Annotated in this window: 23 protein-coding genes; 8 read left to right on the plus strand and 15 right to left on the minus strand. The window is 61.1% G+C overall.

Annotation, left to right across the window (positions count from 1 at the left end; all coding sequences use genetic code 11):
• Nucleotides 1-27 precede the first annotated feature (27 nt).
• From AC3WQN_RS07490 to AC3WQN_RS07535, 10 genes are all read right to left on the minus strand, one after another.
• A complete protein-coding gene (locus AC3WQN_RS07490) occupies nucleotides 28-1,215 on the minus strand; it encodes an ATP phosphoribosyltransferase regulatory subunit (RefSeq protein ID WP_103398947.1) in 1,188 nt (395 codons plus the stop codon).
• A 306-nt stretch (nucleotides 1,216-1,521) separates the two neighbouring features.
• Nucleotides 1,522-2,391: a protease modulator HflC gene (hflC, locus tag AC3WQN_RS07495; protein ID WP_095144742.1), complete on the minus strand. Its 870-nt coding sequence runs from the start codon at nucleotides 2,389-2,391 to the stop codon at nucleotides 1,522-1,524.
• Entirely contained in the window at nucleotides 2,391-3,557 is a 1,167-nt protein-coding gene (gene hflK / locus AC3WQN_RS07500; protein WP_095144741.1) for an FtsH protease activity modulator HflK, read from the minus strand. The genes hflC and hflK overlap by 1 nt, the downstream gene beginning before the upstream one ends.
• Nucleotides 3,558-3,653: 96 nt before the next feature.
• Nucleotides 3,654-4,955 (minus strand): ribosome rescue GTPase HflX, encoded by a 1,302-nt coding sequence (gene hflX / locus AC3WQN_RS07505; protein WP_095144740.1) that lies wholly within the window; start codon nucleotides 4,953-4,955, stop codon nucleotides 3,654-3,656.
• Between the two features lie 12 nt (nucleotides 4,956-4,967).
• On the minus strand, nucleotides 4,968-5,228 hold the full coding sequence (gene hfq, locus AC3WQN_RS07510) for an RNA chaperone Hfq (RefSeq protein ID WP_010221594.1): 261 nt from the start codon (nucleotides 5,226-5,228) through the stop codon (nucleotides 4,968-4,970).
• Nucleotides 5,229-5,322: 94 nt separating this feature from the next.
• A complete protein-coding gene (miaA, locus tag AC3WQN_RS07515) occupies nucleotides 5,323-6,294 on the minus strand; it encodes a tRNA (adenosine(37)-N6)-dimethylallyltransferase MiaA (protein ID WP_103398946.1) in 972 nt (323 codons plus the stop codon).
• On the minus strand, nucleotides 6,294-8,207 hold the full coding sequence (gene mutL, locus AC3WQN_RS07520; RefSeq protein WP_103398945.1) for a DNA mismatch repair endonuclease MutL: 1,914 nt from the start codon (nucleotides 8,205-8,207) through the stop codon (nucleotides 6,294-6,296). Before mutL ends, miaA begins: the two co-directional genes overlap by 1 nt.
• The gene (locus AC3WQN_RS07525) at nucleotides 8,204-9,637 is read right to left on the minus strand and encodes an N-acetylmuramoyl-L-alanine amidase (RefSeq protein ID WP_218277348.1); all 1,434 of its coding nucleotides are present in this window, start codon (nucleotides 9,635-9,637) and stop codon (nucleotides 8,204-8,206) included. Before AC3WQN_RS07525 ends, mutL begins: the two co-directional genes overlap by 4 nt.
• Before the next feature lie 3 nt (nucleotides 9,638-9,640).
• Nucleotides 9,641-10,111 carry a tRNA (adenosine(37)-N6)-threonylcarbamoyltransferase complex ATPase subunit type 1 TsaE gene (tsaE, locus tag AC3WQN_RS07530; protein WP_103398943.1) on the minus strand — a complete coding sequence of 157 codons (471 nt, stop codon included), beginning with the start codon at nucleotides 10,109-10,111 and terminating at the stop codon, nucleotides 9,641-9,643.
• The gene (locus AC3WQN_RS07535) at nucleotides 10,099-10,959 is read right to left on the minus strand and encodes an NAD(P)H-hydrate dehydratase (protein ID WP_103398942.1); all 861 of its coding nucleotides are present in this window, start codon (nucleotides 10,957-10,959) and stop codon (nucleotides 10,099-10,101) included. Before AC3WQN_RS07535 ends, tsaE begins: the two co-directional genes overlap by 13 nt.
• A 63-nt stretch (nucleotides 10,960-11,022) precedes the next feature.
• On the opposite strand from AC3WQN_RS07535, the gene queG reads away from it, so the two are divergent.
• A complete protein-coding gene (queG, locus tag AC3WQN_RS07540; RefSeq protein WP_095144735.1) occupies nucleotides 11,023-12,087 on the plus strand; it encodes a tRNA epoxyqueuosine(34) reductase QueG in 1,065 nt (354 codons plus the stop codon).
• Here queG and AC3WQN_RS07545 read toward each other — a convergent pair.
• Nucleotides 12,084-12,695, minus strand: coding sequence for a trimeric intracellular cation channel family protein (locus AC3WQN_RS07545; RefSeq protein WP_103398941.1), 612 nt, complete (start codon nucleotides 12,693-12,695; stop codon nucleotides 12,084-12,086). The genes queG and AC3WQN_RS07545 overlap by 4 nt on opposite strands.
• A gap of 169 nt (nucleotides 12,696-12,864) precedes the next feature.
• On the minus strand, nucleotides 12,865-13,407 hold the full coding sequence (gene orn / locus AC3WQN_RS07550; RefSeq protein WP_095078137.1) for an oligoribonuclease: 543 nt from the start codon (nucleotides 13,405-13,407) through the stop codon (nucleotides 12,865-12,867).
• 107 nt (nucleotides 13,408-13,514) lie between these two features.
• Between orn and rsgA the strand changes: the two genes are divergently transcribed.
• From rsgA to AC3WQN_RS07570, 4 genes are all read left to right on the plus strand, one after another.
• A complete protein-coding gene (rsgA, locus tag AC3WQN_RS07555) occupies nucleotides 13,515-14,546 on the plus strand; it encodes a small ribosomal subunit biogenesis GTPase RsgA (RefSeq protein ID WP_095144732.1) in 1,032 nt (343 codons plus the stop codon).
• A gap of 244 nt (nucleotides 14,547-14,790) precedes the next feature.
• Nucleotides 14,791-15,198 (plus strand): TIR domain-containing protein, encoded by a 408-nt coding sequence (locus AC3WQN_RS07560; RefSeq protein WP_103398940.1) that lies wholly within the window; start codon nucleotides 14,791-14,793, stop codon nucleotides 15,196-15,198.
• A gap of 3 nt (nucleotides 15,199-15,201) precedes the next feature.
• The gene (locus AC3WQN_RS07565) at nucleotides 15,202-16,161 is read left to right on the plus strand and encodes a caspase family protein (protein WP_103398939.1); all 960 of its coding nucleotides are present in this window, start codon (nucleotides 15,202-15,204) and stop codon (nucleotides 16,159-16,161) included.
• The gene (locus AC3WQN_RS07570) at nucleotides 16,161-16,652 is read left to right on the plus strand and encodes a toll/interleukin-1 receptor domain-containing protein (RefSeq protein ID WP_103398938.1); all 492 of its coding nucleotides are present in this window, start codon (nucleotides 16,161-16,163) and stop codon (nucleotides 16,650-16,652) included. The genes AC3WQN_RS07565 and AC3WQN_RS07570 overlap by 1 nt, the downstream gene beginning before the upstream one ends.
• 51 nt (nucleotides 16,653-16,703) lie before the next feature.
• On the opposite strand, the gene motB is transcribed toward AC3WQN_RS07570, so the two are convergent.
• Complete coding sequence (motB, locus tag AC3WQN_RS07575) at nucleotides 16,704-17,726, minus strand: flagellar motor protein MotB (protein WP_103398937.1); 1,023 nt, start codon at nucleotides 17,724-17,726, stop codon at nucleotides 16,704-16,706.
• Between the two features lie 164 nt (nucleotides 17,727-17,890).
• Nucleotides 17,891-18,742, minus strand: coding sequence for a flagellar motor stator protein MotA (gene motA, locus AC3WQN_RS07580; protein WP_095078132.1), 852 nt, complete (start codon nucleotides 18,740-18,742; stop codon nucleotides 17,891-17,893).
• 166 nt (nucleotides 18,743-18,908) lie between these two features.
• On the opposite strand from motA, the gene AC3WQN_RS07585 reads away from it, so the two are divergent.
• From AC3WQN_RS07585 to asd, 3 genes are read left to right on the plus strand one after another with little or no spacing between them, the layout of a single operon-like run.
• Nucleotides 18,909-20,447, plus strand: a complete 1,539-nt coding sequence (locus tag AC3WQN_RS07585; RefSeq protein WP_103398936.1) for an HDOD domain-containing protein — start codon at nucleotides 18,909-18,911, stop codon at nucleotides 20,445-20,447.
• 43 nt (nucleotides 20,448-20,490) lie between these two features.
• A complete protein-coding gene (gene rhdA, locus AC3WQN_RS07590; RefSeq protein WP_103398935.1) occupies nucleotides 20,491-21,315 on the plus strand; it encodes a thiosulfate sulfurtransferase in 825 nt (274 codons plus the stop codon).
• A 9-nt stretch (nucleotides 21,316-21,324) separates the two neighbouring features.
• Nucleotides 21,325-22,185: an archaetidylserine decarboxylase gene (gene asd, locus AC3WQN_RS07595; RefSeq protein ID WP_095144728.1), complete on the plus strand. Its 861-nt coding sequence runs from the start codon at nucleotides 21,325-21,327 to the stop codon at nucleotides 22,183-22,185.
• Nucleotides 22,186-22,410: 225 nt separating this feature from the next.
• On the opposite strand, the gene serB is transcribed toward asd, so the two are convergent.
• Entirely contained in the window at nucleotides 22,411-23,625 is a 1,215-nt protein-coding gene (serB, locus tag AC3WQN_RS07600) for a phosphoserine phosphatase SerB (protein WP_095078128.1), read from the minus strand.
• Nucleotides 23,626-23,671 lie beyond the last annotated feature (46 nt).

Consider the following 23,671-nt stretch of genomic DNA (forward strand, 5'->3'; position numbering starts at 1 on the left):
TGGTGCCGGCAACGCCGGCAGGAAAACTCAAGAAGCCAGCGGCAATACTTGCCAAAGCCCGTTCTGCTGAATCAATTGCCGGTCGCAGTCCGCATCACGGGCGGCGGCCAATGGTTGTCCAGGCAAAGCCTGGACGACACGCTGACCCTCACTGCGCAACTGGCAAACCTGCTGCCAGAGTGCTGCATCCGTACTGTCAGGCATCCAGATACCGCCAGACGGTAGCTCGATTTCAGCACGCCCCAGGGTCACCAGGGTTTTCAAATCGGTAGAGAAGCCGGTTGCCGGACGGGCACGACCGAAGTCGGCGCCGATGTCGTCGTAACGACCGCCCTGAGCGATAGACTGCCCCACGCCCGGTACGAACACCGCGAACACTACACCGGTGTGGTAGTGATAACCGCGCAACTCGCCCAGGTCGAAGTACAGCGGCAGCTCCGGGAAACGCAGGGACAGACGCTCGGCAATCGCCAGCAAATCGTCCAGCGCCGCCAGCACTGGCGCCGGCGCATTGGCCAGGCGCTCGCGGGCAGCGGCCAGCACTTCGCGGCCGCCACACAGGTCGACCAACGCCCGCAGCATGCCCGACAGTTCGGCAGGCAGGCCTTCGGTCAAGGTAATGACCTCATCGACGGCCTTGCGTTGCAAGGCATCGAACAACTGTTGCTCGACTTCACCGGACAAACCGGCGGCACGCGCCAGGCCACGATAGATGCCAACGTGACCGAGGTCCATGTGCACATCCGGTACGTCGGCCAGCTGCAGCATCGCCAGCATCAGGCTGATGACTTCAACGTCACTGCTCGGACTGGCATCGCCGTACAGCTCGGCGCCCAGCTGGATCGGGCTGCGCGAGGACGACAAGGCACGCGGCTGCGCATGCAGCACGCTGCCGGCGTAGCACAGGCGGCTCGGGCCTTCATGACGCAAGGTGTGCGCATCGATGCGCGCCACTTGCGGCGTGATGTCGGCACGGAAGCCCATCTGGCGGCCCGACTGCGGGTCGATGACCTTGAAGGTGCGCAGATCCAGGTCCTGGCCCGCGCCGGTCAGCAGGGATTCCAGGTACTCGATATGGGGAGTCACGACAAACTCGTAACCCCAGCTCTGGAACAGATCCAACACCTGACGACGCGCCACTTCAATGCGCGCCGCTTCTGGTGGCAGTACTTCTTCGATGCCATCTGGCAGCAGCCAGCGGTCTACCGTTGCCATTACGCCATTCCCCTATGATCCGGGCGGCCAGCCCTCGGGCCGACCTTGAGTGAAGCAGAAAATGTCTGACCCATTCGCATAAGTCGCGCCCATGAACGACGCGGCGATCGGCCTGAATCCGGCCTCGCCAAACACTTTCCTCGAAAAACCTGTCGAGTTGTTCAACCCGATTGCACGCAATCAAACGTGCAGACGCAAAAAAGCCGGGAATTTCCCGGCTGCCGCATCATACACACGTTTTCCCAAAGGATCACCCCGCGAGAGGCTTTAGCCGCCCGGCGGGGTTCCTTCAGGATCAGTGTTGGATCAAGGTTTGGCTTTTTCCAGGTAACGGAAGAAGTCGCTGCTTGGGTCCAGAACCATGACGTCGGTTTTGTTCGCGAAGCTTTCACGGTAGGCACGCAGGCTACGGTAGAAACCGTAGAACTCCTGGTCCTGGCCGTAGGCCTTGGAGTAGATCGCAGCGGCCTGGGCATCACCATCACCGCGAACCTCTTCAGATTCACGATAGGCTTCAGCCAGCAGTACACGGCGCTGACGATCGGCATCGGCACGAATGCCTTCTGCCAGTTCGTTACCCTTGGCGCGGTGCTCGCGGGCTTCACGCTCACGCTCGGTGCTCATACGCTCGAACACGCTGCGGTTCACTTCCTTCGGCAGATCGATGGTTTTGACCCGAACATCGACCACTTCGATGCCCAGTTCTTTTTCCGCCATCTTGTTCAGCGAAGCCGTGATATCCGCCATCAGCGCATCACGCTCACCGGAAACCACCTCATGCAGGGTGCGTTTACCAAACTGGTCACGCAGGCCCGATTCCAGACGACGCGACAAGCGCTCGTCAGCAATCTGCTTGAGGCCGGAGGTCGCGGTGTAGAAGCGCTCGGCATCTTTCACGCGCCACTTGGCGTAGGCATCAACCATGACCGCTTTCTTTTCCAGCGTCAGGAAACGTTGTGTCGGCGCATCCAGCGTCATCAGGCGTGCGTCAAATTTACGCACCTGGTTAACGTAAGGCACTTTCACATGCAGGCCTGGCTGAACATCAGTCTGAACCACGCGACCGAACTGCAGCAGCACCGCACGCTCGGTCTGAGCCACGATGTAGAAGCAGTTCCAGGCAGCGATCGCCACGACGACGCCGACAATAAGGGCGATCAGCGATTTATTGCTCATCAGCGACTCTCCCTGGTACGTGCCGGTTGCTGCAGATCTGCTGCCGCACGCGTATTCGCTTCATTGCTGCTGGCTGCAGCACTGGTCGCCGGAGCGATAGTGGTGCGACCACTGTCGATCATCTTGTCCAGCGGCAAGTACAGCAGATTGCTCTGGCCGTCCTTGTTGCCGGTCACGAGAACCTTGCTGGTGTTGCTGAAGACTTCCTGCATGGTGTCCAGGTACAGACGCTGACGCGTGACTTCAGGAGCCTTGCGGTACTCGGCAACCAGTTTGGTAAAGCGATCAGCCTCACCCTTGGCGCGTGAGACCGTTTCGTCGCGGTAACCGTTGGCATCTTCAATGAGGCGCTGGGCCTGACCACGAGCTTCCGGTACAACACCGTTGGCGTAGGTTTCAGCCTGGTTGCGCGAACGCTGCTCATCTTCACGAGCGCGGATCACATCGTCGAAGGCTTCCTGGACTTCACGCGGTGCGGCTGCGCTCTGTACGTTGACCTGGGTCACGGTGATACCGGTGCGATAGGTATCCATGAAGCGTTGCAGACGCTCCTTGATTTCGCTGGCCATCAATTCACGACCTTCGGTCAGCACCTGGTCCATCGCGGTGGAACCCACCACATGGCGCAAGGCACTCTCGGTCGCGTGCTGCAGGCTGATTTCCGGTTGATCGACGTTCAGCACGAAATCCTGCAGGTTGCTGATCTTGTACTGCACGGTCAGCGGCACTTCGACGATGTTTTCGTCTTCAGTCAGCATTTGACCCTGCTTGGTGTACGCACGCTCACGCGTGACGTTTTCCATGTACTTTTTATCGATCGGCGGGAAGTAGATGTTCAGGCCCGGGCCGACAGTCTCGTAGTACTTGCCGAAGCGCAGCACCACGGCCTGCTCCTGCTCGTCGACGACGTAGACCGCGCTGTACAGCCAGACGGCCGCCAGCACCACGAGGCCGATGCCGAGCAGGCCGTAACCGCCGCCCTTGCTCGAACCACCGCCGTCATCACTGCGTTTTTTACCACTACCGAACAACCCGTTCAGGCTTTCCTGCAGCTTTCGGAAGGCCTCGTCGAGATCCGGTGGCCCCTTGCGGTCGCCATTATTGCGGCGCTTACCACCCCAAGGATCCTGATTATTCGAGTTGCCACCCGGCTCATTCCAAGCCATAGCGCTCTCCATCTGATAAAGCAAAGACGCACCCACGGCGCGCCGACCAATGCTACAGAATGCCTGCCACAGCGGCACAACCGCTTTTTCAGGCTTTTATTGCAAAGTGTGTTGCTCGATGAATTCCAGCGGCTGCAAACCTTCGCGACTCACCAGTCGATTGAGCTCGACCCGTGGCAAACGAACAGCCAGCAAACTGATGCCTTCTTCGTCGTGTTCTTCTTTCTGTACCGCGCCCAGTTCGAAGAACTGTGCACGCAGTCGAGCAAAACGCTGTGGCAAGCGCAAGGTGCCGACGAACAAATCATCGCCGAGCAGTTCCGCGATTGCCTGCTTGAGCAGGTCCAGACCCTGGCCATCGCGCGCCGACAACCAGACCCGTTGCGGTTTGCCATCGGCATCGCGCTGGATCTGCGGCTCTACGCCCTCGAGCAAATCGAGTTTGTTGTATACCTCAAGGATCGGCAAGTCTTGCGCACCGATCTCGCCCAGTACCACCATCACCTGTTCAACCTGCGCCATGCGCTCAGGTTCATGGGCGTCGATCACGTGCAGCAGCAAGTCCGAGTTGCTCGACTCTTCGAGCGTAGCCCGAAATGCCTCAACCAGCTTGTGCGGCAAGTGACGAATGAAGCCCACTGTGTCGGCCAGCACGATCGGACCAAGGTCGTTGAGCTCAAGCCGGCGCAAGGTCGGGTCGAGGGTGGCGAACAGTTGGTCGGCGGCGAAAACGTCGGACTGGGTCACCGAGTTGAACAACGTCGATTTGCCGGCGTTGGTATAGCCAACCAGTGACACCGAGGGGATATCCGCACGCTTGCGGCCGCGACGAGCCTGCTCACGCTGGCTGCGAACCTTTTCCAGGCGACCTTTGATCTGCCGCACGCGAACCCGCAGAAGACGCCGGTCGGTTTCCAGCTGGGTTTCACCCGGACCGCGCAGACCGATACCGCCCTTCTGCCGCTCAAGGTGAGTCCAGCCGCGAACCAGCCGCGTACTCAAGTGATCAAGCTGGGCCAGTTCGACCTGGAGCTTGCCTTCATGGGTGCGGGCGCGTTGGGCGAAGATATCGAGGATCAGCCCCGTACGGTCAATCACGCGACACTCGAAAACACGTTCGAGGTTACGTTCCTGACTGGGCGTGAGGGTGTGATTGAAAATCACCAGATCGACCTGCTCGGCTTTGACCTGGTCGCGTAACTCCTCGACCTTGCCGCTGCCAATCAGGTATTTGGCGGATGGCCGATGACGCGGCACGTTAACAAACGCGACGGTCTCGGCGCCGGCCGAAATTGCCAACTCCTGAAACTCCTGCGGATCTTCGCGCGCCTCAGGGTCCTGACCATCCAAGTGAACGAGAATGGCTCGTTCACCACCACCGTGGCGCTCAAAGAACAAAGGAGACTCCTATCAGGCGTTACCTGGCTCAGCGTCACCCTGTTCGGATTCGGTTGCGCTTGGCAGACGAATTGGACGAACCGGTACCACTGTAGAGATAGCGTGCTTGTAAACCATCTGGCTGACGGTGTTTTTCAGCAGGATGACGAACTGGTCGAAGGACTCGATCGTGCCTTGCAGTTTGATCCCGTTGACCAGATAGATGGAAACCCCCACCTTCTCTTTACGCAAAGTATTCAAGTAAGGGTCTTGTAGCGAATGCCCTTTTGACATGTGCCGCACTCCTTTAAGGATTCAATAATAAAAAATAGATAAACAGATGGCTTGAGCCGTCACACCCCCAAGGATAGACGGCAATTGCAAGGACTCAGCTCAATATGGAGACCGTTCCCAGGTATTTCAAGGCGCGTGGCAGATTGTCGCAATCCAGGCTGTCCAACCAGTGCAGGTCAGCCCAACTGCGCAACCAGGTGAACTGGCGCTTCGCCAATTGGCGCGTGGCAATGATCCCACGCTCCTGCATCTCGGCTGACGTCAGCTTGCCATCCAGGTAATCCCAGACTTGTCGATAGCCCACAGCGCGTATAGACGGCAACCCCGAGTGCAGGTCACTTCTTTTACGCAGGGCTACGACCTCGTCAATGAATCCCTGTTCCAACATTTGTGTGAATCTTTGTTTAATACGCGCGTGCAGTACCTGACGATTTGCCGGGGCAATCGCCAAATTTGCAACAGTATAGGGCAATTGTGGCCGACCCGAAGCGCCTGCTTCAGTACTTTGCGCAGATTGTCGCGCACGAAGCTCGGTCATGCTCTGGCCGCTGACCCGATAAACCTCCAGCGCCCGGCTGAGTCGCTGGGGATCATTGGGGTGAATGCGCGCCGCCGACACCGGGTCGATCACCGCCAACTGATCGTGCAGGGCTTGCCAGCCAAGGCGTGCCGCCTCTTCTTCGATCTCTGCGCGGACCTGCGGGTCAGCCGCCGGCATATCCGCCAACCCTTCGACCAGCGCCTTGTAATAGAGCATGGTGCCACCGACCAGCAGTGGGATCTTGCCGCGCGCGGTGATATCCACCATGGCCTCCAGGGCATCTCGACGGAAATCAGCCGCCGAATAGGCCTCCACCGGATCCAGGATATCGATCAGGCGATGGGGAAATTCGGCCAACAGTTCTTTCGAGGGCTTGGCGGTGCCGATGTCCATGCCGCGATACACCAGCGCCGAATCGACGCTGATCAGCTCGCACGGCAGGACCTTGGTCAGCTCGATGGCCAGATCGGTCTTGCCCGCAGCGGTCGGGCCCATCAGGAAAATCGCTGGAGGAAGCTGGTTCATCAACGACCGCGCAAGAACAGTTTGTCCAGATCGTCCAGGCCCAATTGGGTCCAGGTCGGTCGGCCATGGTTGCATTGACCGCTGCGTTCGGTGTTTTCCATGTCCCGCAGCAGGCCGTTCATTTCTGGCAAGGCCAGGCGCCGATTGGCGCGAATGGCGCCATGGCAGGCCATGGTGCCCAACAATTCGTTCAGGTGCGCCTGAATCCGGTCGCTGGTGCCATATTCCATCAGGTCCGCCAATACATCCTGGACCAGGCGGTTGGCCTCGGCCTGCTTGAGCAAGGCCGGAATCTGGCGGATCGCCAGGGTTTCCGGGCCCAGGCGCTGCAACTCGAAGCCCAGGCGCTGGAACCAGCTGCCATGTTCTTCGGCACAGTCGGCCTCACGCTGGCTGACGGCAAGCGATTCCGGCACCAGCAACGGTTGGCCGCTCAGGCCTTCGCTGGCCATCGCCACCTTCAGGCGTTCGTACATGATGCGCTCATGGGCGGCATGCATGTCCACCAGCACCAGCCCCTGGGCGTTCTCCGACAGAATGTAGATACCCTTGAGCTGCGCCAGGGCATAGCCCAACGGTGGGATATCACCCTGACCGTCCGGCAGCGCCGTCGCATTGGCTTCGGGCAAGGGTGCAAAAAATTCGCGATAGGCGGCCTGGGCTTCGGCCACCGGCACACCCGGTGATTGCGCACGTGGCGAGTACTGGTACTGATAACCGGCACCCGCGCCCGATCCTGGCGCATTGAACGTCGGCGCGCCCTGCGGCTGCTCTAGCAGCGCATTGGCGGCCAGGCGCATTTCGCCTTGCGGGCCGAACTCCCCCGCCTCGATACCGGTCGGGCGGACCATGGTGGTCACTGCCGCCGGCGCGGCCAACTGGTCTTCCGGGCGCACATCACCCAAGGCGCGGTGCAGGGTGCCGTAGAGGAAATCGTGAACCATGCGCCCGTCGCGAAAGCGCACTTCGTGTTTGGTCGGGTGCACGTTGACATCGACCGCGGCCGGGTCAACTTCGAAAAACAGCGCAAAGGTCGGGTGACGACCGTTGAACAACACGTCGCGATAAGCCTGGCGCACCGCGTGGGCCACCAGTTTGTCGCGCACGGCACGGCCGTTAACGAAGAAATACTGGAGGTCAGCCTGGCTGCGGTTGAACGTCGGCAGCCCGACCCAGCCCCACAGATGCAGGCCATTGCGCTCGATTTCGATCGGCAACGCCTGTTCAAGGAAACCCGAACCGCAGATCGCCGCCACACGTCGTGCACGCGCTGCGTCATCATGGGCTTCGTGCAGGCTGAGAATGGTCTTGCCGTTGTGGCGCAGGTGAAAGGCCACGTCAAAACGCGCCAGCGCCAGGCGCTTGATCACTTCTTGCAGGTGATCGAATTCGGTTTTTTCAGTCTTGAGAAACTTGCGGCGCGCCGGGGTGTTGAAGAACAGGTCGCGCACTTCCACCGACGTACCCACCGGATGCGCCGCCGGCTGTACCCGGGGCGCCATGTCGCGGCCTTCGGTTTCTACCTGCCAGGCCTGATCGGCGTCACGGGTGCGGGAAGTCAGGGTCAGGCGCGCCACGGAACTGATGGAGGCCAGGGCCTCACCACGAAACCCCAGGCTCATGACCTGCTCGAGGTCTTCCAGGTTGCGGATCTTGCTGGTGGCGTGACGGGCCAGGGCCAGGGGCAAGTCATCGGCCGGGATGCCACTGCCATCGTCGCGTACCCGTAGCAACTTGACGCCGCCCTGCTCGACATCGACGTCGATGCGCCGGGCGCCGGAGTCGAGGCTGTTTTCCAGCAACTCCTTGATCACCGACGCCGGGCGCTCAACCACTTCACCGGCGGCAATCTGGTTCGCCAGCCGCGGGCTGAGCAGCTCGATACGCGCCGAGTTATTCACGATGTCATTCATTCCTTGGCCGCCAGGTCGGTACCCGGAATATTCAGGTGCTGGCCGATTTTCAGCTCATCGGTCTTCAGCCCGTTGGCACTGCGCAGCGACGCTGCCGATACCTGGTAGCGCACCGAAATCATGGCCAGGGTTTCACCCGGGCGCACGGTGTGATCGCGAGGCCCTTGGGCGATCTTGCCGGAATCACGCAACCAGGCAATGTAGGTGCCCGGCGGCGGGTTTTGCTGGAAGAACTGCCGCACACCGCTGCTGATGGAGCGTGCCAGTGCTTGCTGGTGGCTCGCCGCGGCCAGTTTCGAGGCTTCGTTGGCGTTGGAGATGAACCCGGTTTCCACCAGGATCGATGGAATGTCCGGCGATTTCAGCACCATGAACCCGGCTTGCTCGACGCGTTGCTTGTGCAACGGCGTGACCCGGCCAATGTTGCTCAGGACCTTTTGCCCGACGTTCAGGCTGGAGGTCAGCGAAGCGGTCATCGACAGGTCGAGCAAGACACCGGCGAGCATGCGGTCCTTGTCATCGAGGCTGACGTTGCCGGCACCACCGATCAGGTCGGAACGGTTTTCGCTGTCGGCCAGCCACCGTGCGGTCTCGGAGGTAGCGCCACGATCGGACAGTGCAAACACCGAGGCACCAAAGGCCGCCTTCGAAGGCGCGGCATCGGCGTGAATGGAGACAAACAAGTCGGCGCCCTTCTTGCGGGCAATCTCGGTACGACCGCGTAGCGGGATGAAGTAGTCGCCGGTCCGGGTCAGTTCGGCGCGGAAGCCTTTCATGCCGTTGACCTGGCGCTGCAACTCGCGCGCGATCGCCAGCACCACGTCTTTCTCGCGCTGGCCACGGGACCCGGAGGCCCCCGGGTCTTCGCCGCCGTGACCGGCATCGATGACCACGATAATGTCGCGTTTGCCAGCCGGAGCCGGCGGCAGCTTGATCGCCGGCTCAGTCGGAGTCACCGGCACCGCAGGGGCTGTGGCAACGCTTGGGGCCGGCGTCGACACGGGCGCAGGCGCAGCATCGGACGGGTTATCGAAGAGATCGACCACCAGTCGGTTGCCGTACTGCGCGTTCGGAGGGAGCACGAAGCTCTTCGGGGTCACGGCCTTTTTCAGGTCGATGACCACCCGCAGGTCGGTTGGTGTACGTTGCGCCGAACGCATGGCGGTGATCGGCGTATTGGCGGTGGCGACATTCAGCGGCGCGCCCAGCGTTGCGCCATTGATGTCGATCACCAGGCGATCAGGGGCCGTCAGGGTGAAGACGCTGTGCTGAACCGTGCCAGACAGGTCAAACACCAGTCGCGTGTTGTCCGGCGCCCGCCACAGGCGAACGCTGTTCACCTTTGTCGCAGCCACAGCGTCGACGGCCAGTGCCGTAAGCAGCATTCCTACGACAGCAACCAACGCGCGAAAGCGCATACCTAACCCCATCATTTATTTGAATTCCAATGCCAAAGCGGCACACCACGACTCGCCACGCGCGCCTTGGGGCAATAATCTCAGCGAACGTCCGCTGCCATGCGGGCTAATGGTAATGGTCAGGTCAGGCTTTGGCAAAAAGCCTGCACCCTTGCAGGGCCATTCGATCAGGCACAACGCATCGTCTTCGAGGTAGTCGCGGATGCCCAGGTACTCCAGTTCTTCCGGGTCGACCAATCGATACAGGTCGAAGTGGAAGGCGCGAACATCACCGATCTCGTAAGGCTCGACCAGGGTGAACGTCGGACTTTTCACCGAGCCGGCATGTCCCAACCCCCGGATAATGCCCCGCGACAAGGTGGTTTTACCTGCTCCAAGGTCCCCCTCCAGAAAAAGGATGCCGTGCCCTCGGGTCTCTTCAGCGAGACGAGTGCCCAGCGCGACCATCGCGTCTTCATTGGCCAGGTACAGGGTTACTTCAGACACGGTACTTGCTCCTCCAGCAACTGACGAATGGCGGGAATCAAATCACTGGCCGCCAGCCCCCGGCCCATTTTGCCTTGCCCCTCACCCGCAACGGCATGCAGCCAGACGGCCAGCGCGGCCGCTTCGAAGGCGTCCATTCCCTGGGCCAGCAATGCACCCACCACGCCAGCCAATACATCACCCAGGCCGGCACTGGCCATGGCCGGATGCCCGCGATCACAGCGAAACACTCGACCATCGGGACTGGCGATCAGACTGCCCGCGCCTTTCAAAACCACGACTGCCTTGAATTGCGTGCTCAGCGCGCGCGCCACGGTAAGGCGATCCGCCTGAACCTCAGCTGTCGAAATCCCCAAAAGACGCGCAGCTTCCCCTGGATGCGGCGTGATCACGCAATCCTTGGGCAGGCTCACGCCCCCCAGCGCCAACAGGTTCAGTGCGTCGGCATCCCAGACTTGGGGCAACGGCGAATTGGCCGCCGCCGACAGCAAACTGCGACCCCAGGCGTTCTGCCCCAGCCCCGGACCAACCACCAGCACCGAAGCCTGGCCCAACAGCCCCATCAACTGGTTGGCCGATGAAGCCCCCACAGCCATGACCTCGGGCAAGCGAGCCAACGCCGCCGGCACATGCTCGCTGCGGGTGGCGACCGAGACCAGCCCGGCACCGCTACGCAAGGCGCTTTGGGCGCTGAGCAGGATCGCACCGCCCAACCCCCGGTCACCGCCAATCAATAGCACATGACCGAACCGGCCTTTATGGGCACTCGGCGAACGTGCCGAGAGCGTCGTTAAACAGGCTGGATCCAGTGACTGAACGTCGGGTAAATCGTGTTTTGTCTGCGGCATGCGTCTTCGGGCTCCGATGTCTGGCAGAATTATACGCACCTCAGCTCCGGTTTCTCTTGTCTCATGCCTGCAATTACCACAGACCTGCCCGCTCTCGCCCAATCGATCAAGGACTGGGGCCGCGAGCTGGGCTTTCAACAAGTCGGCATTAGCGGCCTGGACCTGGCTGAGCATGAGCAGCACCTGGCGCGCTGGCTCGAAGCGGGCTACCACGGTGAAATGGACTACATGGGCGCCCACGGCAGCAAACGCTCACACCCCGACGAACTGGTGCCCGGCACCTTGCGCGTGGTGTCGCTGCGCATGGACTACCTGCCGGGTGACACCCGGATGGCGCAGATGCTGGCCCAACCGGAAAAAGCCTACATCTCGCGCTACGCCCTGGGCCGCGACTACCACAAGCTGATCCGCAAGCGCGTGCAGCAACTGGCGGAGAAGATTCAGCAAGTCATTGGCCCGTTCGGCTACCGGGCGTTCGTCGACAGCGCCCCGGTCCTGGAAAAAGCCATCGCCGAGCAGGCAGGCCTTGGCTGGATCGGCAAAAACACCCTGGTGCTGAACCGCAAGGCCGGCAGTTACTTTTTCCTGAGCGAACTGTTCGTCGACCTGCCCTTGCCCGTGGACCCGCCCCACAGCACCGAACATTGCGGGCGCTGCACGGCGTGCCTGGACATCTGCCCGACCAACGCGTTCGTCGGCCCCTATGTACTGGATGCCCGGCGCTGCATTTCCTACCTGACCATCGAATTCAAAGGTTCCATCCCGGAAGACTTGCGACCGTTGATCGGCAATCGGGTGTTCGGCTGTGATGATTGCCAGATCGTCTGCCCGTGGAACCGCTTCGCTCGCCCCTCCGGCGAAAGCGACTTCAAACCCCGCCACAACCTGGACAATGCCGAACTGGCCGAACTGTTCATGTGGGACGAAGACAAGTTCCTGAGCAGCACCGAAGGTTCACCCCTGCGTCGCGCCGGTTATGAACGCTGGCTGCGCAATCTGGCCGTGGGCCTGGGCAACGCGCCATCGAGCATTGTGGTGCTGGAAGCCTTGAAAGCGCGGGCCGAGCATCCGTCAGAACTGGTTCGCGAACACGTGGCCTGGGCGCTCAGGCAACACGCCAGTCGTTAATGCTCGTCGTTGTAGACGAACTTGGGCATTTCCCAATGAAAGCGGATTGCCAGCAAGCGCAGCAGGAAACCGCCGAACAAGGTGATCAGGATCGCCTGCTCGCCCGGCAATTGCAGGTACAGGCAAAACATGTAGCACCAGGCGGCCGCGAACGAGACGCTGGCGTAGAGCTCGCGGCGGAAGATCAGCGGAATGTCGTTGCAGAAGATGTCGCGCAGGATGCCGCCGAATACCCCGGTGATAACGCCGCTGACGGATGCCACCAACATGCCGTGGCCCATTTCCAGCGCTGTCATGCAACCGATCAGGGTAAAGGCCACCAGCCCCACCGCATCGAGCACCAGGAACATTGAACGCAGATGGCGCATCCAGCGTGCCGCGAACACCGTGAACATCGCTGCGACCGTCGTCAGCACCAGGTATTCCGGGTGCTTGACCCATGTCAGCGGGTAATGCCCGAGCAGCACATCACGCACCGACCCACCACCCAGCGCCGTGACACAGGCGATCAGCACCACGCCAAACCAGTCCATGCCACGACGACCGGCAGACAACGCGCCGGTCATGGCTTCAGCAGTAATGGCAATCAGGTAGAGCATCAGCAACATAGCGGCGGTCCTTGCAAGAAGGCGCGCAGTCTAGCCATTTAGGGTCGGCACCAGAAGAGGGCACTCAAGAATGTTCTCAGCCCCAGACAACTTCATGGCCCGACCGGGCCATTCGCGGGCAAGCCCGCTCCCACAGGGTGATTGCAGCGCCTGAGGGAGCGCCCGATCATCAGGCCTTGATGAAGTGCTGGCGGTAATGCTGCAACTCGGCGATCGACTCGCGGATGTCGTCCAGCGCCAGGTGGGTGCTACCCTTCTTGAAGCTGTCACGGACCTCTGGCGCCCAGCGTGCAGCCAGCTCCTTGAGGGTCGAGACGTCCAGGTTGCGGTAGTGGAAGTAGCTTTCCAGGGACTTCATGTGGGTATAGAGGAAGCGACGGTCCTGGCAAATGCTGTTGCCGCAGATCGGCGACTTGCCCTTGGGCACCCATTGCTCCAGGAACACCAGAGTCTGGGCTTCGGCTTCGGCCATGCTGATACGGCTGTCGCGCACCCGCTGGGTCAGGCCGGAACCGCCATGTTGACGGGTGTTCCACTCGTCCATGCCGGCCAGGATCTCGTCGCTGTGGTGAATGGCGATCACCGGGCCTTCGGCCAGGGTATTGAGATTGCTGTCAGTGACAATGGTGGCCATTTCGATGATGACGTCGGTGTCCGGGTTCAGACCGGTCATTTCCAGGTCGATCCAGATCAGATTCTGTGGGTTTTGCATGTGTCGACTCCTAAGCAGTGTTGCGCAGTTTAGCCTAGGCACGCACGCGGGCGTGCTAAACTCGCGGCCGTTTTACCTAATCGCTGCATTATCAACACGGAACACCCATGGCCAAACGCCAACTCAATCGTCGTCAAAACTGGCGCATCGAAAAGATTCAAGGCGAGCGCGCTGCCCGCGCCGCCAAACGCGAATCCTCCGCCGTGCAAGCGCTGGAAGGTGGTGACCTTGGCCCTGAGCAGACAGGCCTGGTAATCGCCCACTTCGGCGTCCAGGTCGAGGTCGAGGCCTGCGAGGGCGAACTGGCCGGCCAGGTGTTCCGCTGCCACTTGCGCGCCAACCTGCCTGCGCTGGTGACCGGCGACCAGGTGGTCTGGCGTGCCGGCAACCAGGGCATCGGGGTGATCGTCGCGCAACTGCCGCGCAACACCGAGCTGTGTCGCCCGGACAGCCGTGGCCAGCTCAAGCCGGTAGCGGCCAACGTCGACATGATCGTGATCGTCTTCGCGCCACTGCCCGAGCCGCACGCCAACCTGATCGACCGCTATCTGGTGGCCGCCGAACATGCCGGCATTCGCCCGTTGCTGCTGCTCAACAAGTTCGACCTGATCGACGAGCAGAACGCCCCGGCGCTCAATGCGCTGCTGGCGGTCTATCGCACGCTGGGCTACCCCGTGCTGGAAGTCTCGGCGCACCATGGCAATGGCATGGAAACCCTGCAGAAGCAGTTGGACGGGCGCATCAGCGTTTTCGTCGGCCAGTCTGGTGTCGGCAAGTCGTCGCTGGTCAACAGCCTGCTGCCGGAAGTCGATACCCGCGTCGGTCCGCTGTCCGAACTGTCCGGCCAGGGCACTCACACCACCACCACCGCGCGGTTGTTCCACTTCCCCGGTGGCGGTGAGTTGATCGACTCCCCGGGTATTCGTGAATTCGGCCTGGGCCACGTCAGCCGTGCCGATGTCGAAGCCGGCTTCATTGAGTTCAACGATTTGATCGGCACCTGCCGCTTCCGCGACTGCAAGCACGACCGGGAACCGGGTTGCGCCCTGCTCAAAGCGCTGGAAGATGGCCGCGTGCAGCAGCAGCGCATGAACAGCTACCGCTCGATCATCGCCAGCCTGCCCGAAACCAGCTATTAAACAGACCGTCCACGCCCCTGCCATCCGGCAAGGGCGCGGACTGCTCTGCACGTCCTGCGACCTGCACCTCACGTATTAAACCCAACAACCTTCCGTAAGACATTTTCCCTTCAAGCGAAGGACTCGTCTCTTTGTCTTTGGAGACCTTGCCGCCCTGCCTGATCCCCCTACATTCAGTCCCTCTTCGTGCCACCTGCCTGGTGCACGAGCCGCTATTCGCTGAACGCGAACCGAGGGACAGCCCATGCACACCTATCACTTGTTCATCAGCCATTCGTGGACCTACTCAGACGCTCACGACAATCTGGTCAAGCTGCTGACGGCCCAGCCACGCTTCGACTTCAAGAACTACTCGGTGCCGTCGGACGACCCGATCATCGGCGCGCGAACCGACAAGGAGCTGGAAGCGGCCATCGAGAACCAGATCCGACCCTGCTCGGCCGTGCTGATCATGGCCGGCAAGTACGCGACCTACAGCAAGTGGATCAACAAGGAAATCGAGATCGCCAAACGCATGGGCAAAGTGATCATCGCGATCAAGCCCTTTGGTGCCGAACGCATTTCCAGCGTGGTGCGCGAGGCCGCCCATGCCGAATGCGCCTGGAACACCCAGAGCATTGTCAGCGCCATTCGTGAACAGACGGCGGGGTGAGTAATGCGCAAGGGACTGTTTATCGGCATTAACCACTACAGCCACGTTGCCCAGCTCAGCGGCTGTAACAACGATGCCATGGCCATGGCCTCGCTATTGGAGCGCCACGCCAGCGGCCGCCCCAATTTCAGCAACAAGGTCATGACGTCAGCCGAAGAAGTGCTGACAGGCAGACTGTTGAAGCAGAGCATTCAGGAACTGTTCTCCGGCGACTGCGATGTCGCCCTGCTGTACTTCGCCGGCCACGGGCAATTCGACACACACATTGATGAGGGGCTGTTGATTCCCCAGGACTTCGGAGGCGGTGGTGACGGCATCCGCATCAGCGACATTCTTGTCTGGGCCAACAATGCCCCCCAGATCAAAAACAAAATCATCATTCTCGATTGCTGCGAAGCCGGCGCCGCCGCTGATGTACGCGGCTTAAGGGGTGGCAGCAGCATGATCGGCGAGGGTATGACCATCCTCACCGCGTGCAAGAAAGAGCAGCCGGCCATGGAGAGGGCCGGCCACGGCGTTTTTACCGGCCTGCTCTTGCAGGCGCTGCATGGCGGCGCAGCCAATGTGCTGGGCAAAGTCACACCCGGCAGCGTGTACTCGTTCGTCGACAACGCGCTGGGCGCTTGGGAGCAGCGCCCAGTCTTCAAGACCAACGTGTCGCAATTCGTGGCCTTGCGCGAAGTCGCGCCACTGATCGCCGAGGAAACACTGCGCAAGCTGCCTGACTGGTTCCCCGAGGCAAGTTTTGTCTTCCCTCTGGACCCCAGCTTCGAGCCCACGGAGGCGGCCTACAGCCCCGAGAACGGCGACGTCTTCGCCCAATTGCAAAAGTGCAATCGCCACAGCCTGGTCGAGCCGGTCGATGCCGAACACATGTATTACGCCGCCATCGAATCCACGGGCTGTCGCCTCACTGCCCTCGGCGCCTATTACCGCGAACTCGCGATCAAGGGACACTTCTGATGCCCGTCTTTATCAGCTACCGCCACACCGACCGCCCCACAGCCATGACCATCAACGACCGCCTGAGCCAGGCCGGGATAAAAACCTATCTGGATGTACTGGATCCCGAATCGCAAACCACCGACGACATCACCGGCGTGATTACCCGCAACATTACCGAGTGCAGCCATTTGCTGGCAGTGGTATCGGACAAAACCGCGCACTCCTGGTGGGTACCCTTCGAAATTGGCGAAGCGACCATCAGTGATCGGCGAATCTGCTCATTCAAGACCGGCGTCGGCGAACTGCCGGAGTACCTCGACAAGTGGCCAAAACTGGCGAGGATTGCCGACCTCGATTTCTTTATCGACGCCTACCGCAACGAGCAGACACTCAGACGCTCAATGACGCTGGACTCGATCGTCAGCAACGAGTCGATACGCTCGAACAACCGGACTAATGCAGATCGCTTCCATACCGAACTCAAGGCCAGGGTCCGCCGCGGTTTTTAAGGCAAACGGCGACCATGAAAAAGCCGACGTCGCTGTCGGCTTTTTCATGGATCACTGCTTGGGAGCTTCAGTTGGCTTCGGCAGCGGGTCGTCAAACAGGTTCAAGCGCTCGCGCACCTCATGGGCCGGCAGCGGTTGCTTGTCCGCCGGCAACGCGTTCGGGTCGACCGGCGTGGCCGGCACCTCCCCTGGCGCGCCCTGCCCGGAAGTCGGCGCAGGCTCGACGCCCTGCTCACCTTCGATGGCGCGCTGGGCCTTCTTGGTCAGCACCACGATGTCGATACGCCGGTTGACCGGGTTGAACGGATTCTTGCGGTCAAACAGGGCCGAGGAGGCATACCCCACCACTCGCGCCACTTGTTGCTCGGGGTAGCTGCCGGCCACTAGGGCACGGCGTGCAGCGTTGGCGCGGTTGGCCGACAGTTCCCAGTTGCCGAAATCGCCAGTGCCCGCATACGGCTTGGCATCGGTATGGCCACTGATGCTGATCTTGTTCGGCACCGCTTTGATGGTGTCGGCCATGGCCAGCAGAATGTCTTCGAAGTACGGCTTTAGGCGCGCACTGCCGGAGTCGAACATCGGCCGGTTTTCCGAATCGATGATCTGGATCCGCAAACCATCCGGGGTGATTTCGAACAGGATCTGATCCTTGAACTTCTGCAGTTGCGGGTTCTCTTCGACCTTGTTCTGCAACTCTTGCAGCAACAACTCGAGCCGCTCGTGCTCGACCTGTTCGGCCATGCCTTCAACCTGCTCGGTATCGATGGTCACCTTGTCCGGCTGTGGCTGGGACTTGACCTCCGGGCTGAGGGTCTTGTCCGGCGCCAGCTCCGGCGAGCCCCCCAGGTCGATAATGTAAGGCGTGCCGCTTTCCGAGAAGCCGATCGGGTCCTTGAAGTAACCGGCGATGGCGATCTTCTGCTCGGGCGTGGCCGTGGATAACAGCCACAGCACCAGGAAGAACGCCATCATCGCCGTCGCGAAGTCAGCGAAGGCGATTTTCCAGGCGCCCCCGTGATGCCCGCCAGCAATGCGCTTGACGCGCTTGATGATTATCGGCTGATTATTTTCCATGATCTAAGTGCTCTGCATCACAAATACTGTTCCTTTTTGGCGGCGTCTGTTGTCGCCATACTGCGTTGCCGCTCCTCGCCATAGCGGGCTATGACTCGTCGCGTCGCCTTGTTTGGCAACAACAGCCACTCGCCAAAAAAGGAACGTATGTGCGAGGCAGGGCACTAACGACCGCGAACCGCTTGTTCCAGCTCGGCGAAGCTCGGACGATGCGACGGGTACAACACCTTGCGCCCGAATTCCACCGCCAGCGATGGCGGCATGCCGGAAGCCGAAGCCACCAGCGAGGCCTTGATGGCTTCGTAGACATTCAGCTCTTCCTTGGCGTCATGGGCCAGGGAATGGGCCAGTGGGCCGAAGAAACCGTAGGCCGCGAGAATACCGAAGAAAGTCCCCACCAGTGCCGCACCCACGTGCAGACCGATGGACTTCTGGTCACCCTCGCCCAGGGAGGCCATGGTCACCACAATCCCCAGGACCGCCGCGACAATACCGAAGCCGGGCATGGCGTCAGCGATACCGTTGACCGCATGGGAAGGATGTTCAAGGCTTTCCTTGAGATTGTACAACTCCATGTCGAACAGGCCTTCAAGCTCATGGGGAGCCATATTGCCGGAGGACATGATGCGCAAGTAATCGCAGATGAACGCGGTCATGCGCTCATCTTTGAGCACCGTCGGGTACTTGGCAAAAATCGGACTGGCCGCGGCATCTTCGATATCGCCCTCGATCGCCATCATGCCTTCACGGCGGCTCTTGTTGAGGATCTCGTAGATCAGGCCCAGCACCTCCAGATAGAAGGCGTGCGTAAAGCGCGTACTGAACATGCTCAAGGACTTCTTGAACACATGCATGGTCATGTAGCCGGGGTTGGCCTGCAGGAATGCCCCCAGGGCCGCACCACCGATGATCATCACCTCGAAGGGCTGGATCAGGGCGGCAATCTTGCCGTGGGAAAGCACGTATCCGCCGAGCACGCTCGCGAATACGACGATGATGCCGATAATTTTAGCCATAGATAGAAGGTACTTATTTAAGTCGGGTTCAAGGTCATATTCGGAAGGCAAAAAATCTCTTCTTCTACTTATCGGCAAAACTGCGCCAGACTGTAGCCCGTTATGGCGAAAAGCCAATTTGGCCCATTCCGGGCGTGTTTGAAGTCAATGATGATCGCGCCCAACCATGGCTAACGAAACGAACGTTCCAACTACGAAACCGACCACACTCCAAGGCTGGGTCAAGCTGCTCGATAGCGTGACCTTGCCTGTGCCGCAAGCCAGTCACGATCGCGTTTGCGCAGCCATCGGCAACAACCGCAGCTCGTTGCGCGATATCGCCGAGCTGATGCAAGACAGCCCAGCCCTGGCCTTGAGTGTCATTCGCGAGGCCAACCGCCACACCCACGGCAGCCTGACCGAGCCCTGCGAAAACCTTGAGGTGGCGATCACTCGCCTGGGCCTCAAACGCACGGAAGAACTGCTCGCCCGCCTGCCTGCATTGCCCGGGAACGACATCCCGCCGGCCCTGCGTCAGCTGCAACTGATCAGCCAGCACGCCACCCAGCAGGCCAACGGTTTTTTTGCCAGCCGCCTGGCGCGACTGTGGCAGGACATTCATTGGGGCAGTTTATTGTTCCTGTCCCCCCTGTGGCCTTTGGCGCTGAGTTATCCACAACTGCTGGAAGACTGGGAGCTGAGGGTTATCCACAAGGGGGAGCCGGCCCATAAGGTCGAGAAAGAACTGTTCGGGGTACGCCTGCTCGATCTCTGCCAGGCACTGGTCGATGTCTGGCGCCTGCCTGTCTGGGTTGCGCAAGGCTATCGCCTGTTGCTGAGCGAACAACGGGAACTGGCGAAGGTGCTGCGCATCGCCCGTGACGCGGATCATCCGTTGCGCCAGCAGAATCGCCTGGACGACGATCCGACCCTGCGCCGCTGGCTCAACCAACCTGCCAATACGGTGCTACTGGCCAACGGCCTGGCGCTGTCGGCCCAACATGCCTGGGATGGTCCCCACAGCTTGCGCTGGCAGTTCCTGACCAGCCTCTACCTGCAGATGCCGATGGATGAGTTGCAACAGCAACTGCACCAACAGGCCGCGCAAAGTGCCCGTCACCATGCCATGCCGGATCTCTGGCACCCCGCCGAGGCCCTGCTCTGGCCCTGGGGCGATCGCCGCCTGCACCGCGGGCTGCGTGCAGCTGACGCACCGACCGCCGAAGACCTGGTGAAATGGCGCAGGCAATGTGCCGAGTTGCTCCATGAACCCAGCCGCTTCACCAACGCCTTGCACCTGACCACCTGCGCCCGCGATGCACTGGCGGCCTGTGGCATGCGACGGGTCGTGCTATTGATGGTGGATCGCAGCCAGACCAGTCTGCGCGTCCATCAGATGGCTGGCCTGCCCAAGGAAACCGCGACCCTGACCCTGCAAGTCAGCCAGAGCAGTGTCCTGCAAAAACTGCTGGCCCAGCCGGCACAATTGCGCCTGACACCCGCCAACCATGCCCAGTTCTCGGCCCTGCTGCCGGGCAGCCTGCGCACGTTGTTCGGCGGCGAACACCTGCTGCTGCGCTCGCTGGCCAATCATGGCCGAGTCATCATGCTGGTGGTCGCGGATCAGGGCGGCGGGCCCTTTTCGGACATCAGCCTGCAAGCGTTCGGCAAAACCGTGCAGTGCATCGAAAAGGCCCTGCACAGCTTTAGCAACCGCGGCCAATAGCCGTTGCGCTACAATCCTCCCCTTTGTGCTCTGGAGACCTCACATGTCTGACTTCTCTGGCTTGGCGCTGGTGATTGAGCCGAGCGACTTGCTCTCTCGCCTCGACGCCCGCGAACTGATTCTGGTGGACTTGACCAGTGCCGCCCGCTACGCCGAAGGGCACATTCCCGGCGCGCGCTTTGTCGATCCGAAACGCACGCAACTCGGCCAGGCCCCCGCCCCGGGGCTGATGCCCCCGCAGGCAGCACTCGAAACGCTGTTTGGTGAGCTGGGACACAACCCCGACGCGGTCTACGTGGTGTATGACGATGAAGGCGGCGGCTGGGCTGGGCGCTTCATCTGGTTGCTGGATGTCATCGGCCACAGCAAGTACCACTATGTCGACGGCGGCCTGACGGCCTGGCTGGCGGAAGGTCTGCCCATGTCGATCCAGATCCCGCCACCTGTGGGTGGCCCGGTTCCACTGACCTTGCACGACGAACCCACCGCCACCCGCGAATACCTGCAAAGCCGTCTCGGCGCCGCCGACCTGGCCATCTGGGATGCACGCGGGCCGCTGGAGTACTCCGGCGAGAAAGTGCTGGCGGCCAAGGGCGGGCATATCCCCGGCGCGATCAACTTCGAATGGACTGCCGGCATGGATCAGGCGCGCAACCTGCGCATTCGTACCGACATGCCGCAAATCCTCGAACAGCTCGGGATCAGTAAAGACAAAGAAGTGATCACCCATTGCCAGACCCACCACCGCTCTGGCTTTACCTATCTGGTGGCCAAGGCGCTCGGTTATCCGCGGGTCAAAGGCTACGCCGGTTCATGGGGCGAATGGGGCAACCACCCCGACACGCCCGTTGAGATTCAAGGTTCTTAAGGACAGTCAATGAAAAAGCGTTTGTTTATCCTCAGTCAGTACCTGCTGCCCCATCACCTGCTGTCGCGCCTGGCCGGCTGCATTGCCGAATGCCGTGTGCGCTGGTTCAAGAATGCCTTCACCGCGTGGTTCGCCAAGCGCTATCAGGTAGACATGTCCCAGGCACTGGTCGAAGACCTGACCGCCTACGAACACTTCAACGCGTTCTTCACCCGCGCCTTGAAAGACGGTGCGCGTCCCCTGGACCAGACCCCGGGCGCGATCCTCAGCCCGGCCGACGGCGCGGTCAGCCAACTTGGCCCGATCGAGCACGGTCGGGTGTTCCAGGCCAAGGGCCACAGCTTCAGCGTGCTGGAACTGCTGGGTGGTGACGCCGCCAATGCCGCGCCCTTCATGGGTGGCGATTTCGCGACCATCTACCTGTCGCCCAAGGACTACCACCGCGTGCACATGCCGCTGGCCGGCACCCTGCGGGAAATGGTCTACATCCCGGGCCGGATCTTCTCGGTCAACCAGACCACCGCTGAAAACGTTCCAGAGCTGTTCGCCCGCAACGAGCGTGTTGCCTGCATTTTCGACACCGAACGCGGCCCGATGGCCGTGGTATTGGTGGGTGCGATGATCGTCGCCTCCATCGAGACCGTCTGGGCCGGCCTGGTGACGCCACCCAAGCGCGAGCTGAAAACCTTCCGCTACGACGAAGCCGCCCGTGCGCCGATCCACCTGGAAAAAGGGGCCGAACTGGGTCGCTTCAAGCTGGGTTCGACAGCTGTCGTCTTGTTTGGTCCGGACCAGATCCAGTGGGCTGAAGACCTGGCGGCCGGCTCGCCGGTGACAATGGGCCAGGGGCTCGGCTCACCGAAAGCCTGATCCTGCCCATAAGTAATGATTGCGCTCTCCGTGGCGAGGGAGCTTGCTCCCGCTGGGCTGCGAAGCAGCCCCAACAAAGGTCATTGAGGTCTTTCTGAAAGACCGCAATCGCCTTACTTGGGCCGCTTCGCGCCCCAGCGGGAGCACGCTCCCTCGCCACGGGGGGGGGCCTCTAGCATGCGGGCCTGCTCCCACAGAACCCGCACTTACTCAGGCCATGCGCTGTTACAGTTGACCGTCGCGATCGCGCAAGCCCAGCAGATACAGCACCCCATCCAGCCCCAGGGTCGAAATGGCCTGCTTGGCCGACTGCTTGACCAGCGGCTTGGCGCGGAAAGCTACACCCAGGCCCGCAATCGCCAGCATCGGCAGGTCGTTGGCACCGTCACCGACCGCAATGGTCTGCTCCAGGCGCAAGCCTTCCTTGTGGGCCAGTTCACGCAACAGATCGGCCTTGCGTTGGGCGTCGACAATCGGCTCGACCGCCACGCCCGTCACTTTACCGTCGACCACTTCCAGTTCGTTGGCGAACACATAGTCGATGCCCAGCTTGGCTTGCAGTTGCTTGGCGAAGTAGGTGAAACCACCCGACAGAATCGCGGTTTTGTAACCCAGGCGCTTGAGTTCGGCGAACAGGGTTTCTGCGCCTTCGGTCAGGCGTAGCGAAGCGCCGATCGAGTCCAGCACGCTGACATCCAGGCCTTGCAGCAGCGCCAGGCGCTCTTTGAAACTGGCACGGAAATCCAGCTCGCCCGCCATGGCCCGCTCGGTGATTTCCGAGACCTGGTCACCCACACCGGCCGCCTTGGCCAGTTCGTCGATGACTTCGGCTTCGATCAGCGTCGAGTCCATGTCGAACACCGCCAGACGACGGTTGCGACGGAACAGCGAATCTTCCTGGAAGGCAATGTCGACGCTCAATTCCTGAGCCACGCTGAGGAATTCGGCACGCAGGGCTTGCGGATCCGCGGCCTCACCGCGAACGGAGAACTCGATGCAACCCTTGCCCTTGTCGGCCGGGGTGTCCAGAGGCATGCGCCCGGACAAGCGATCGATATGGTCGATGTTCAAGCCATACTTGGCGGTGATCGAGCTCACGCGCTGCAATTGCTCAGCGGTCACTTTGCGTGTCAGCAAGGTCACGATATGGCGCTTTTTGCCCTGTGCGCCGACCCATTGCTGGTAATCCTCTTCGGAAACCGGCGTGAAACGCACCTGCTGGTCCAGCTCGTAAGCCTTGAACAGGATGTCCTTGAGCACCGAAGAACCCTGTTTGGTATCGGGAATCTCGACCAGGATGCCAAACGACAAGGTGTCGTGGATCACCGCCTGGCCGATGTCGAGAATGTTCACACCACCCTGGGCCAGTACACCGGTAATGGCCGCAGTCAGACCCGGACGGTCGACTCCCGTGATGTTTATCAGGACGATTTCGCGCAAGGCGCACCCCCGCAAGTGGAAAAAAACCGCATTCTACCCACATTCA

Source organism: Pseudomonas sp. FW300-N1A1, assembly GCF_058789115.1.